The sequence below is a fragment of the Denitraticella aggregata genome, assembly GCF_048158365.1.
GTDB lineage: Bacteria > Pseudomonadota > Gammaproteobacteria > Burkholderiales > Rhodocyclaceae > Azoarcus_F.
This window is the reverse complement of record NZ_JBLLNL010000001.1, coordinates 63,537-76,664: the sequence shown is the minus strand read 5'-3', so window position 1 is coordinate 76,664 and position 13,128 is coordinate 63,537. Positions and strand designations below refer to the sequence as shown.

General features: G+C 65.9%; 12 protein-coding genes. 6 read left to right on the top strand and 6 right to left on the bottom strand.

Annotated elements, in window-relative coordinates; genetic code table 11:
* Positions 1-15: 15 nt before the first annotated feature.
* From ACKVEX_RS00385 to ACKVEX_RS00365, 5 genes are all read left to right on the top strand, one after another.
* On the top strand, positions 16-825 hold the full coding sequence (locus ACKVEX_RS00385; RefSeq protein ID WP_473213692.1) for a dioxygenase family protein: 810 nt from the start codon (positions 16-18) through the stop codon (positions 823-825).
* Entirely contained in the window at positions 822-1,379 is a 558-nt protein-coding gene (locus tag ACKVEX_RS00380) for a cytochrome b (RefSeq protein ID WP_473213691.1), read from the top strand. The genes ACKVEX_RS00385 and ACKVEX_RS00380 overlap by 4 nt, the downstream gene beginning before the upstream one ends.
* Entirely contained in the window at positions 1,376-1,954 is a 579-nt protein-coding gene (locus ACKVEX_RS00375) for a YceI family protein (RefSeq protein WP_473213690.1), read from the top strand. The genes ACKVEX_RS00380 and ACKVEX_RS00375 overlap by 4 nt, the downstream gene beginning before the upstream one ends.
* A 62-nt stretch (positions 1,955-2,016) precedes the next feature.
* Positions 2,017-2,601, top strand: a complete 585-nt coding sequence (locus tag ACKVEX_RS00370) for a YceI family protein (RefSeq protein ID WP_473213689.1) — start codon at positions 2,017-2,019, stop codon at positions 2,599-2,601.
* Positions 2,602-2,848: 247 nt separating this feature from the next.
* On the top strand, positions 2,849-3,286 hold the full coding sequence (locus ACKVEX_RS00365; protein ID WP_473213688.1) for an HIT family protein: 438 nt from the start codon (positions 2,849-2,851) through the stop codon (positions 3,284-3,286).
* Positions 3,287-3,337: 51 nt separating this feature from the next.
* Here the strand turns inward: ACKVEX_RS00365 and ACKVEX_RS00360 are convergent, their stop codons facing one another.
* From ACKVEX_RS00360 to gmk, 4 genes are read right to left on the bottom strand one after another with little or no spacing between them, the layout of a single operon-like run.
* Entirely contained in the window at positions 3,338-4,405 is a 1,068-nt protein-coding gene (locus ACKVEX_RS00360) for a type I glyceraldehyde-3-phosphate dehydrogenase (protein ID WP_473213687.1), read from the bottom strand.
* Between the two features lie 10 nt (positions 4,406-4,415).
* Positions 4,416-6,623 carry a RelA/SpoT family protein gene (locus ACKVEX_RS00355; protein WP_473213686.1) on the bottom strand — a complete coding sequence of 736 codons (2,208 nt, stop codon included), beginning with the start codon at positions 6,621-6,623 and terminating at the stop codon, positions 4,416-4,418.
* A 23-nt stretch (positions 6,624-6,646) separates the two neighbouring features.
* Complete coding sequence (gene rpoZ / locus ACKVEX_RS00350) at positions 6,647-6,862, bottom strand: DNA-directed RNA polymerase subunit omega (RefSeq protein WP_473213685.1); 216 nt, start codon at positions 6,860-6,862, stop codon at positions 6,647-6,649.
* A gap of 3 nt (positions 6,863-6,865) precedes the next feature.
* On the bottom strand, positions 6,866-7,480 hold the full coding sequence (gene gmk / locus ACKVEX_RS00345; protein ID WP_473213684.1) for a guanylate kinase: 615 nt from the start codon (positions 7,478-7,480) through the stop codon (positions 6,866-6,868).
* A 194-nt stretch (positions 7,481-7,674) separates the two neighbouring features.
* Between gmk and ACKVEX_RS00340 the strand changes: the two genes are divergently transcribed.
* Positions 7,675-11,088: a mechanosensitive ion channel domain-containing protein gene (locus tag ACKVEX_RS00340; protein WP_473213683.1), complete on the top strand. Its 3,414-nt coding sequence runs from the start codon at positions 7,675-7,677 to the stop codon at positions 11,086-11,088.
* Between the two features lie 47 nt (positions 11,089-11,135).
* On the opposite strand, the gene ACKVEX_RS00335 is transcribed toward ACKVEX_RS00340, so the two are convergent.
* Positions 11,136-12,461: an ABC1 kinase family protein gene (locus ACKVEX_RS00335; protein WP_473213682.1), complete on the bottom strand. Its 1,326-nt coding sequence runs from the start codon at positions 12,459-12,461 to the stop codon at positions 11,136-11,138.
* Between the two features lie 119 nt (positions 12,462-12,580).
* Positions 12,581-13,111: a LysR substrate-binding domain-containing protein gene (locus ACKVEX_RS00330; RefSeq protein WP_473213681.1), complete on the bottom strand. Its 531-nt coding sequence runs from the start codon at positions 13,109-13,111 to the stop codon at positions 12,581-12,583.
* Between the last annotated feature and the right edge of the window lie 17 nt (positions 13,112-13,128).

The following is a 13,128-nucleotide window of genomic DNA, read 5'->3' as shown; positions in this document are numbered from 1 at the left end:
AACCGACCAACGATCATGACGATCCGACTGCCCTCCCTGTTCGTACCGCACGGTGCCCCGACCTTCGCCCTGCAGCCGGGCGTGGCCGGCGAAGCGATCGCGAATGTCGCGCGCACATTGCCGCAAGCGCGGGTCATCGTCGTGGTCAGCGCCCACTGGGAAACCCGTGTGCCGACCGTCGGTTTCGCCGCCCGCCCGCAGACCATCCACGACTTCCACGGTTTTCCGGAAGCTCTGTACCGGCTAAGCTATCCGGCGACCGGATGCCCCGAGGCGGCCGAAGAGGTCGCGACCGCGATCGCGGCGGCCGGTCTGCCGGTCGAGCGCGATGCCGGACGCGGCCTGGATCATGGCGCGTGGGTGCCGCTGCGGATGATGTTTCCGGATGCCGACGTGCCGGTCGTGCCGCTGTCGATCCAGAGCCAGGGCGGTCCGGAGCAGGCCTGGCGGCTCGGCCGCAGCCTCGCGCCGCTGGCCGAACGGGGGTTTCTGGTGCTGGCCTCGGGCAACATCACGCACAACCTGATGGACTATCGTCACGGCGCGTCCGCGACGGCGACCCCGGCCTATGTCCGTCAGTTCGCCGACTGGATCGCGGACAGGCTCGCCGACGGTGACCGGGCCGCACTGCTCGACTATCGGCGCCAGGCCCCGCAGGCGGCCCAGGCGCATCCGACCGAAGAGCATCTGCTGCCGCTGTTCGTCGCGCTGGGCGCGGGCGGCGACAGGCCAAGCGCCCGGCGCGTTCACGCCGGCATCGACAATCATGTACTCGCGATGGACGCCTATGCGCTCGGCGAGCAGACGGAGCTTCGAGCACCATGAGCGCACGCAATGCCGCATCCGCCTACACCGCGACCGCGAAGCTCCTGCACTGGCTGATGGCGGTGCTGATTTTCGGCCTGATCGGGCTGGGCCTGTACATGGAGGGCCTGCCGTTCTCGCCGGACAAGCTCAGGTTCTACTCATGGCACAAATGGGCCGGCGTCACCGCGTTCGCGCTGGTTCTCGCGCGACTCGCGTGGCGCGCCTTCCATCGCCCGCCGCCGTTGCCGGCGACGATGCCGCCCGCGATGCGCTTGGCCGCCCATGCAGGACACGCGACGCTGTACGTGCTGATGGTCGCGATCCCGCTGGCCGGCTGGCTGATGAGCTCCGCCAAGGGCGTGCCGACCGTGTGGTTCGGTGTCGTACCGATCCCGGACCTGCTGGCCAAGGACGAGGCGCTCGGCGATCTGCTGCAGGCGACGCACAAATACCTCAACTGGCTGCTGATCGCGACGCTGGTCGCTCATGTAGGCGCCGCATTGAAGCATCACTTCATCGACCGGGACGACGTTCTGACCAGGATGCTGCCCGCCAACAGGAGAATCACATGATGTTCAGGAAGATCGCCGGATCACTGGCAGTCGCGCTGGCCCTCGGCGCCGGCCTCGCAAGCGGCGCGCACGCGGCGCCTTACGAGCGCATCGTGACCGAGGACAGCGCCATCGGCTTCAGCTACACGCAGATGGGCGTCACGCTCGACGGCAGTTTCCGCTCCTTTTCCGGCGAACTGCGCTTCGACCCGGCGTCACCCGAGAACGCCAGCGCAGTCATCGACGTCGATCTGGGCAGCGTCAGCACCGGCATGAGCGAGGCCGACAGCGAGGTTCAGGACAAGATCTGGTTCAATACCGCCGTGTTCCCGAGCGCCCGCTTCGAGTCGGTCAGCGTCACGCCGCTGGGTGACGACCGCTTCGAGGTCGCCGGCCGGCTCAGCATCAAGGGTACCGTCAAGGACGTCGTCGCACCGGCAAGTTTCCGTACCGAAGGCGGCGCCGCGGTGTTCGAAGGCGAGTTCGCGATCAAGCGCGGCGACTTCTCGGTCGGCGAAGGGGCCTGGTCCAGGTTCGACATCCTCGCCAACGACATCCGCGTGACATTCCGCATCACCGCAACTGCCGGCCAGTGATGGTCGGCGCTCTTTCCACCCTCGACCCCAGGCACCATCCCCAAACCCATAGGAGAATACTCATGACCACGCTTCGCAGACTCACCGCAGCCCTCGCCTTCGCCACCACCGCCGCCGTCGCGCTGCCGGCCTTCGCCGCACCGCAGACCTATGTCATCGACGGCTCGCACACCTTCGCCCGCTTCTCTTACAACCACTTGGGCCTGTCCACGCAGCTGAGCCGCTTCAACACCACCACCGGCACCATCGTGTACGACGCCGAGGCGCGCACCGCCGACGTCGACATCGTCATCGACACCACGTCGGTGGACACCGGCTATGCAACCTTCAACGAGCACATCGTCGGCGAGGACTTCCTCGACACGGCGAACCACCCGACCGCCACCTTCAAGTCCACCCGTGCGGTGTTCGACGGTGACACCCCGGTCGCAGTCGAGGGCGAGCTGACGATCAAGGGCATCACGCACCCGGTGACGCTCGAGCTGACCTCGTTCACCGCGATGCCGCACCCGATGCTGCCCAAGAACGCAATCGGCGCGAACGCGCGGGTCGTGGTCAAGCGCTCCGACTTCAACGCCGGAAAGTACGCACCGAACGTCGGCGACGAAGTCACGATCGACATCTCGGTCGAAGCGATCGCACAGTAAGCGCGCAATCGAGCGCTTCTGCCAGGATGAACGACAGAATTCGCGGCTCGCACCTCTCCCACATGGTCGCGCAAACAACCCGGTGGGAGCGGCGCGAGCCGCGAAAACGGCGTTCAAACGATTCTCCTCGCATGCGCAGATACGGATGTCAAAGTTCTCACGCCGATGATGTATCGTTCCTGCGATCCGGCAGCACCGCCGCGGCCACGCCGACAGGCCATCGACCACTCGAACAGGAAGCCTCGTCATGCCCATGTTCATCGACACCTCGCCGCCGGACCAATGCATCTTCTGCCGCCTGGTCTCCGGCGAGATTCCGGCCGCAACGGTCTTTGAGGACGATCTGACGATCGCTTTCATGGACATCGGCCAGGTCAATCCGGGACACGTGCTTGTCGCGGTGAAGCGCCACGCGGCCACGCTGTTCGATCTCACTGAGGAAGAAGCCGCGGCGGTGATGCAGACCGCCCGGAGAGTCGCAATCGCGGTGCGCGCGGCTTTCGACCCGCCCGGCCTCACGCTGCTGCAGGCCAATGGCAGGGAAGGCGACCAGACCGTGTTCCACTTCCACATGCATGTCGTGCCGCGCCATCGCGACGACGGCATCACGCTGAGTTGGCCGCGCAAGGATCCGCCGGCCGGCAAGCTGCGCGACTACGCGGACAGGATCAAGGCCTGCATCTGAGCGGATTCTTCCGGAACGGTCGCTACGGCACCGACTCGTCGCGGTGTCGCGTCACGCGTGCGGGTGCGACACCGCCTTGCGCGCTTCGACCCGCTCGAGCCAGTACGCCGAGACCTCGGTCATGCGGTTCGCGAAGCCCCATTCGTTGTCGAACCAGACCAGCAGGTTCAGCAGATGCGGGCCGACGACCCGGGTCTGTCCGCCGTCGACGATCGCCGAATGCGGATCGTGGTTGAAATCGATGGACGCGTGCGCCTCGTCCGAATATGCGATCAGACCGGCATACGGGCCTTGCGCCGCATCGCGCAGCAGGCGGTTGATCGTCGTCACGCCGACCGGACGCTCCACGCCGAGCACCATGTCGATCGCCGACACGTTGTGCGTCGGCACGCGAATCGCCTTGGCCTGCACCCGCCCGATCAGATCGGGCAGAAGCCGTTCGACGCCGCGCGCGAGCCCGGTCGACACCGGGATGATGGACTGCATCGCGGAACGGGTACGGCGCAGGTCGGCGTGATGATAGCCGTCGATCAGCGGCTGATCGTTCATCACCGAATGCAGGGTCGTCAGCAGCACCTGCTGCAGCCCCAGTTCGCGCTGCAGCAGGTGCAGCACCGGCACCACCGCGTTGGTGGTGCATGACGCGTTCGACACGATGCGTTCGCCCCCGTGCAGCAACTGCTGGTTGATGCCGTACACGATGGTCGCGTCCACATCCTCGGCGCCATTGCCCGGGTGCGACAGCAGCACCCTGGGACAGCCCGCGTCGACGAAGCGCATCAGTTCCTCCCGGCTGCCGTAACGGCCGGAGCATTCCACCAGCAGGTCGATGTCGAGCGCGGACCAGTCCACGCCCTCCGGCTCGGTCGCATGCGTCACGCGGATCTCGCGCCCTTCCACGACCAGGCAGCCCTCGCCGACCTCGACCCGGCCCCCGAAGCGGCCATGCGTAGAATCGTAGCGGGTCAGATAGGCGATGCTGTCCAGATCGGCCGGCTCGTTGATCGCGCACACCTGCAGGCGTTCCGACAACCCGGACTCATGCAGTGCGCGCAGGAAGCAGCGCCCGATCCGGCCATAGCCGTTTATCGCCAGCCGGCGAGGTCTGGTGCCACGCATGACCATCGGCTCAGCCCACCCGGCCGTCGGTGCCGGTGCGTCCGATGCGCACGACCTCGGGCACCCGGCGCACGCCACGCATCACCGCAGCGAGATGCATGCGGTCGCGTACCTGAAGCGTCAGGTTCAGCGATGTGTAGATGCCCTGCTCGCGGTCCATCGTAACGTTCTGGATGTTGCAGTCCTCGTCGGAAATCGCGCTCGCGACCCGTGCCAGCACGCCGCGGCCTTCCTTGGTCAGCACCTTCATCGTCACGTCGAACATGCGGTCCTGACCCGGCTCCCATTCGACATCGACCCAGCGCCCGCGGTCACCACGCAGTTTGGCCACCGACGTACAGTCGTGTCGATGAACCTCCAGGCCGCGGCCCTTGCGGATCACGCCGATGATCGGGTCGCCGGGAATCGGCTGGCAGCAGCTCGCCAGTTGTACCGCGATGCCTTCGCTGCCGCTGATGTGGATCGCGCCGGCGGGCTTGGGCTTGACCACATCCGGCCGGCCCGACTCCTGATCCTGCGCCTCGGACAGACGCCGCGCGACGATCACCGGCAGACGCTTGCCCAGGCCGATGTCGGCGAAGACCTCCTTCTTGCTGCGCACGCCCCGGTCGCGCAGGAAGCGGTCCCATGCGAAGGTGCTGATCTGGCCCAGCGTCAGCCCATGCGGCCGCAGGGCCTGGTTGAGCAGGCGCTCGCCGAGCGTCACCGCCTCCTCGTGCTGCGCGTTCTTCAGGAAATGACGAATCTGCGCACGGGCCTTGCCGGTCCGAACATACGACAGCCACGCCGGGTTCGGGTTGGCGTGCGCCGCGGTGATGATCTCGACCTGATCGCCGTTGCGCAGTTCGGTGCGCAGCGGCATCAGATCGGCATTGACCCGGCAGGCGACGCAGCGATTGCCGATGTCGGTATGCACCGCATACGCGAAATCCACCGGCGTGGAGCCACGCGGCAGCGACAGGATCCTGCCCTGCGGCGTGAACACGTACACCTCGCCCGGGAACAGGTCGACCTTCACATGCTCGAGAAACTCGGTCGCCTCGCCCGATGTGGACTGCAGCTCCAGCAGCGACTGCAGCCAGGAATGGGTACGCTGCTGCAGCTCGGTCAAGGTCTTCTCGTCGTCCTTGTACAGCCAGTGCGATGCGACCCCGCTTTCGGCGATGTGATGCATCTCCGCGGTGCGCACCTGGATCTCGACCGGCGTGCCGAAGGGTCCGATCAGCGTCGTGTGCAGCGACTGGTAGCCATTCGCCTTCGGGATCGCGATGTAGTCCTTGAACTTGCCCGGCACCGGCTTGTAAATGCCATGCAGCGCGCCGATCGCGATATAGCAGGTCGGGATGTCGCACACGATCACGCGGAAGCCGTAGATGTCGAGCACCTGCGAGAAGGACAGACGTTTTTCCACCATCTTGCGGTAGATCGAGAACAGATGCTTCTCGCGTCCCTGCACCTCGGCCGACACGCCCCACTGAGGCAGGCGCTCCTCGACCGACTTCAGCACCTTGCCGACGACCTCTCGGCGATTGCCGCGCGCCGACTTGATCGCACGCGACAGCGCGCGGAATCGCATCGGAAACTTGTGCTCGAACGACAGCTCCTGCAACTCACGATAAAGCGTGTTCAGCCCCAGCCGGTTCGCGATCGGGGCATAGATGTCCAGCGTTTCGGTCGCGATGCGGCGACGCTTGGACGGGCGCACGCAATCGAGCGTGCGCATGTTGTGCAAGCGGTCGGCGAGCTTGATCAGGATCACGCGCAGGTCGCTCGCCATCGCGAGCAGCATCTTGCGAAAGTTCTCGGCCTGCGCTTCTTCCTGAGAGCGGAACTCGATCTTGTCGAGCTTGGACAGGCCATCGACCAGCTCGGCTGCGACCTTTCCGAAACGCTCGGCGATCTCCTGCTTGGAGATGTGCGTGTCCTCCATCACGTCGTGAAGGAGGGCTGCGATCAGCGCCTGCGGGTCGAGATGCCAGTCCGAAATGATGTCGGCGACTGCGACCGGGTGGCAGATGTAGGGCTCACCGCTGATGCGAAACTGGCCCTCGTGGGCCATCGCCGAAAAATGATAGGCAGCCTCAATGCGACCGACATCCTCCGGACGCATGTAGGTTTCGAGCTTGCTCCTGAGTCGATCGAAATCGAGCGCGACGACGGACGACGGAGGCGGACTGAAAGGTTCCGGGGCCGGTGGGGTCGTGGCAGCGGCTTCCATGAGACGCGCTCCGGCCCTGCGGCTCAGGCCTGTCCGCGGTTGAGGATTTCGAGCCCGACCAAGCCTTCGGCGATCTCACGCAATGCGATGACGGTGGCCTTCTCCTTGCCATGCTTTTCCGTATCGATCAGCGGCGCGGAGCCGATGGTGATCTGGCGTGCGCGATAGGTCGCCGCCAGCGTGAGCTGGAACCGGTTGGGGATGCGTTGCAGACAGTCTTCGATTGTGATTCGGGCCATGATTCAATCCTGTTCAAGAAAATCGAAATAGCGCAGGTGTCGCGCATGCTGGTTGGCATAACGCAGCCGCGAGGCATGCACCACTGCCACGAAGTCATCAATCGCGTTCTGCAACTGGTTGTTAAGTATAACGTAGTCGAACTCTCCCACGTGACGCATCTCGCCCCGTGCGCCAAGCAATCGACGCGCGATCACATCGTCGCTGTCGGTGCCCCGCCCGCGCAGCCGTTCCTCGAGCGCCTCGAGCGACGGCGGCAGCACGAACACGCCGACCGCATCCGGAAAAACCTTGCGCACCTGCTGCGCACCCTGCCAGTCGATTTCGAGCAGAATGTCGCGATCCGCGGCGATCTGCTCCCTTATCCAGACCTTGGAGGTGGCGTAGTAGTTTCCGTGCACCTCGGCCCACTCCAGAAACTCTCCGCGATCTCGCAGGGTCCGGAAGCTCGCCACATCGACGAAGTGGTATTCGCGCCCGTCCTGCTCGCCTGGCCGAGGGTCGCGGGTGGTGAAGGAGATCGACAACTGGACCTGGCCGTCCCGCTCGAGCAGGCCCTTGACCAGCGTCGTCTTGCCCGCCCCCGACGGCGCGGTGATGATGATCAGTGTTCCTGCCATGAGATGCTCCACACTGCGGGCACGGCGCGCCGCCGGCCTGCCGGATTTGTTGATATGCGCCCAGCGACTTATCATCGGCGCTGCGGTCGTCGCGGGCGCCGGACAGACTGAATCCAATGCTGCGCTGTCTGTGGAGGCGCCTGGCGCGTTCAGGCGTTTGCGCGGCCTGAATCAACGCAAGGAAGCACGACTCGATGCCGATTCGACATTACCTCCACATTGCCCTGCTGTTCATGCTCTTCACGGTCTCTACGGTGGCGCCAGCCGAGGAGCAGGTACGCGATCCGAGCAGAATCGAGCTTACCACGGAGTCGTTGCAGGCCGGCAGAGCCGCGGTCGAGTCCGCCGCGAACCTCGATGACGCGACGCAAACGCGGTTGCTCGAACTCTACGATCAGGCGATGACGCGATTGGGCCAGACGCAAAACGTGCGCGACCAGTCGGCGGCACTGGACGAGGCGCTGCGTGGTGCGCCACAACGGATCGAGGAATTGAACAGCCGTCTGTTCACGCTTGGCGCGGACACTTCCGAGACGGTCGGGAGCCTCGCGTCAGCCGAGCTCGACGAGGTCGAGGCCTGGCTGGCGACGCAACAGCAGTCACTCACTCGCGCGCGTGACCGGCTTCGGCACTTCGAGGAAGAACTGTCGCGCTTGCTCGCCGGCGCCGGTGCGCTCAACGAGCAGATTTCGGAGCGCACCGCTGCCATGGAGCAGCTTGAACGTGAAATGGCCACGTCGATTCCGGACGAACCCGAACTCGTCAGGCAGGCGCGCATGCACAGCCTGGAAGCGAGTCACGCCTTGCGGCGCACCGAGCGTGCCTATTTTCGAAAGACCGCCGCCAACCACGGCCTGCTGGCCAATCTGGCCCAGGCCGAACGCGAATACTGGACTGCGTTCATTGCCGCGCTGGGCCCGCGTATCGAGGAGGTCGAAGCCCTGGCGCAGCAGATGCGCGAGGCCGGCGCGCAGCAAGCACTGGCCGAGGCGGAGCAACTTCGGCAACGAGCCGCAGAGCTGCCGCCCGAACTGCGCGCCGTCGCCGAATCCAACAGCAGATTTCGCGAAGAGCTCGAGCGCCTGGTGCGCGACCAGCAGAACGTCGATGCGCAGTTGCAGCGCGCCGCCACTCAGCTCTCGGAAGTAAGCGACGACTTCGAGCGCATCCGCCAGCGCGTCGACATCGTGGGGCGCAGCATGGCGATCGGCGACACGCTGCGCAAGCGTCGCGCCGACCTGCCCTCGCTGCAGAGCCATCGGCGCGACACACTGGCGCGCGGCGAGATCATCAGCGACGCGACCAACCGGCAGCTCGAGATCGACGACATCTTCCGCGGCATCGGCGCGCTGGAGCAGAACATGGGCACCGTCGCGCGGGAATGGGCGGAGGGTCTGCCCGAAGAGCAACGCAGCGACATGATCGACAGGGCGCGCGAACTGATGAGCGCCCATCGCAGTTCCCTGAACTCGCTGCAGCAGTCCTACGGTCGCTTCATCAACAGCCTGACCAGTCTCGATATCGCAGAACGTCAGCTGGTCACCGTCGCCGAGGCCTATGTCGCCTTCATCGACGAGCAACTGCTGTGGATTCCGAGCATCGGCCTGATCTCGTTGTTCTCCGATCGCCCGCTGCCGTGGAACCTATGGCTGGGCGACCCGGACAACTGGGTCGAGGTTGGCCGGAATCTGAACGGCTATGCCAGCCGGAACCCGGCCACGGTGCTGCTCGGACTGTTGGCACTGGTGGGACTGGCGCTGTTCAATCGGCGCACCCGTGATCGTCTGAAGGCGATCGACCAGTCATTGAACCGCATCCGCAGCGATTCGGCGATGCTCACGATGAAGGCGCTGGCATGTCTGACGCTGAAAGTCACCCCGGTGCCGCTGTTCATGCTGGGGCTTGCGCTGATGCTGCGTGACACTGCCGACCCCTTCACGCTGTCGGTCACCGCCGGCCTGATCAAGGCCGCCTTGCTGCTCGCCAGCCTGTCGCTGGTGCGCGAACTGTGCCGAGACGGCAGCGTCGGCGATCGCCATTTCGACTGGCCGGCCGACGTGCGTCATGCGCTCAGGCGGCAGACCGCATGGTTCATCCCGTTCGGCGTGATCACCAGCTTCCTCGTCGGCGCCACCGCAGCGCCCGAGCCGCCGCCAATGGTACAGGCCCTCGGCAGCGGCGCCTTCATCGTGCTGATGAGCGGCGCCGCGATCGTCGTGTGGCGCCTGCTCGATCCGAACGCCGCCCTGTGGCAGGCCTTGAAGAAGCTGCATCCGGGCCAACTGATCACGCAGGTCCATTTTCTATGGTATCCGCTGGTGCTCGGAACACCAGTGGCCCTGGCGCTGATATCGCTGGCCAATTACCACTACACCGCCGTTCATCTGGAGCAGCGCTTCCAGATGACGCTGTGGTTTCTGTTCGGCGTGTTCGTGCTGAAGGAACTGATTCTGCGCTGGCTGTTCGTCACCGAACGGCGCCTCCGCTTCGAGAACGCGATGCGTCGCCGCGACGAATTGCGCGCGCAGCGCGCAGCGCGGGAAGAGGAGGGGCCGGCCGACGGCGAGCCCGAGATCGCGGTCGAGGTGCCGGAGGTCAATTTCGACTCACTCGGGGAGCAGTCGAAGCGGCTGGTCCGCGCCGGGTTCCTGTTTACGATGCTGTTCGGCTCCTGGTCGATCTGGGCCAACCTGATCCCGGCGCTCGGCTTTCTCGATGCCACCGAACTGCCGTTCCAGGCGATGCGCTCGATAGACGGCATCTCGACGCTGGTGCCGGTGACGCTGAGCGACCTGATCGTGGGCCTGTTCGTGATCGTCGTAACCGTGATGGCGGCCAAGAACCTGCCCGGCATCCTGGAGATCTCGCTGCTGCAACGCCTGCCGCTGGACGCCGGCGCGCGTTACGCGATCACTGCGTTGTCGCAATATCTGATCGTCGGTATCGGCATCCTGGCCACGTTCCAGGCCATAGGGCTGCAACTGTCGGGCCTGCAGTGGATCATCGCCGCCCTCGGTGTCGGTCTGGGCTTCGGTCTGCAGGAGATCGTCGCGAACTTCGTCAGCGGCATCATCCTGCTGTTCGAGCGCCCGATCCGGGTCGGCGACGTGGTCACCATCGACAACACCACCGGCGTGGTCACCCGGATCCGCATCCGCGCCACCACGATCACGAACTACGACAAGCAGGAACTGATCGTGCCGAACAAGGAGTTCATCACCGGTCGGTTGATCAACTGGACCCTGACCGACCGGCTCAATCGTCTCCTGATTCCGGTCGGTCTCTCCTATGACGGCGACGTCGACAAGGCGATGGCGCTGATGCACGAGGCCGCCGCCGAAATCCCGGAAGTGCTCGCCGACCCGGCCCCGCTCGTGAGCTTCGAGTCCTTCGACGACAACGCGCTGCTGCTGAACCTGCGCGTGCACCTGCCCAACCTGGACAACCGCCTGTCGGTGATCACGGCGCTGCACAAGGCGATCAACAGCAAGTTCAAGGCCGCAGGCCTCAGCATCGCGTTCCCGCAGCGCGATCTGCACCTCGACACCATGCGCCCGCTCGACATCCGCCTGCACCGGGTGCGTACGAACGAGGAGCCGACGCCCTGAGTCGACGCTGCGGCGGCCACGCCAGACGCCGGTCTGCTTTGATCGCGCTAGAACCACCGCGCCGCCAGGCCCGCCACATCCACCCTCGCCCGCAGCCGCGCCGCGAGCAGGTAGAGGCCGCCAAGTTTGCGGTGCAGGAAGAGGGCGTCGGCGGGCGGGGTGTGCCACATGTCCTTGTCGGCGCTCAGCTGCAGGCTGGCGTCGCGGATGCGGAGGGCGAGGTCCGAGGTGCCGAAGTCGTATGGCCCGGGGTGGCGTAGCGGTTCGCAGGCGGTGTGAAACAGCGCCAGCACGGCGTCGCGCTGCGTGGCGTGGATGTTCGCCTTGAAGTAGCCGATGCTTTGCGCGGCCTCGTCCATCGCGGCGCGATCGTTGCGCTGTGCGCCGGACATCAGCCGGCGATAGGACTCGACCACTTCGGGGCGATAGGCGCGGGTTGCGCCGAAGTCGAGCAGGCCGATGCGGTCAGTGCCCGGGTCGAAGCGGTAGTTGGCGAAGTTGGGGTCGGTCTGGATCAGGCCGAACTCGAACAGCTCGCGAAACAGCAGCCCGATCAGCAGGCTGGCGATACGATCGCGGGTGGCTTGCGGGGCGTCGGCGAGTGACTCGACCGGCACACCCTCGATCCAGCTCATCGCGAGAATGTCGGAGCCGGTCAGCGCCGGGTCGGTGCGCGGCAGCACGAAGTCGGCATTGCCATCGAGCAGCACGGCGAAGCGCTCCAGGCTGTCGGCTTCCAGGCGGTAGTCGGCCTCGCAGTGGAGCTGGCGCTTGGCTTCCTCGAGCAGCGGCGCGATCTCCAGCCCCCTGGGGAGCAGGCCGGACACGCGCAGCAGCGTGGCGACGTTGTCGACGTCGCTGTCGATGCTTCGTCGCACGCCGGGATACTGGATCTTGATCGCGAGTTCGCGGCCGTCGGCGGTTCTCGCGCGGTGCACCTGGCCGATCGACGCCGCGGCCACCGGCGTGAAGGCGAAGCGCGCCAAGCCTTGCTCCCACCCTGTGCCCCAGTGGGTTTCCAGCACCTGCACGACCTGGCTCATCGGCATGGTCCTGGCGTCTTCGCGCAGGCGGGCGAGAATTTCGGAGAGTTCCGGCGGCAGCAGGTTGCCGGCATCCATCGACATCAATTGCCCGACCTTCATCGCCGCACCACGCAGTTGTGCGAGCTGGTCGGCCACACGGCGGGCGTTGGCCGGCGTGAGCAGCAGATCGCCCACCCGCGGACGTTCGCCGGCGGCTACACGCCGCACCCCCTCGGCCAGCATGCCGCCCGCAAGACCCGCAGCCAGGCTTCCGAGCCTGCCGAGACGGGCGAACCGGCCGTCCGGCACAGCGGCTTCGCGCAGACGGGGGAGCGGTGTGCGATCCATTCTTTGTTCTCCCGGTGAGGAAGTGCGTTACTGGCGGCGCATTGCCGGCGTGGGCCATCGTTTGCTGCGGGGCTTGCTGCATGCAGCCGAGTTTGGGAGCGCGGTTCCGGGTCGAAGGTTCAACAGCGCCGCCCCTTATCGGCCGGAAACCGGTGGAAATCGTGCCTCGCCGCGAGTCGACTCGGGTTCAATCGGCGAGGAACGTGCCGACGAGTTCGCGGACGATGTGCAGGCCGGGCACATCGGCGCGATTGTCCAGCGTCACGAGACCGAAGCGGGCCGTCGCGCTCGGTGAGGATGCGGGCGACTTCGTCGCTGAGCGGAGTGGAAGCGATCGGATAGGCAGGCAGATCCTCGAAGGGTACCGGCGCGTCAGTTTCGGTCAGCGGGCGCCCCTTTCGATACACGAAGCTCGCCGACATCTCGACCTGATGGGTGACTCGCAGATCGGCCGCCGGCCGCAGCGCGCGGATATCGACCACGGCCGCATCCAGCCGCTGGGCGCGTAACGCGTGCACGAGCAGGTCGGTGCTGCCCCGTGCCACTTCGAGTTGCAGCCTGGGGTGTTGGCGGGCCATGTAAAGCAGCATGGGGGCGGACAGAATCGCGCCCGGTGCCGACCGTGCCGCGCTCGACTGGGCAATCGCCAACGGGGTACCGCACGGCG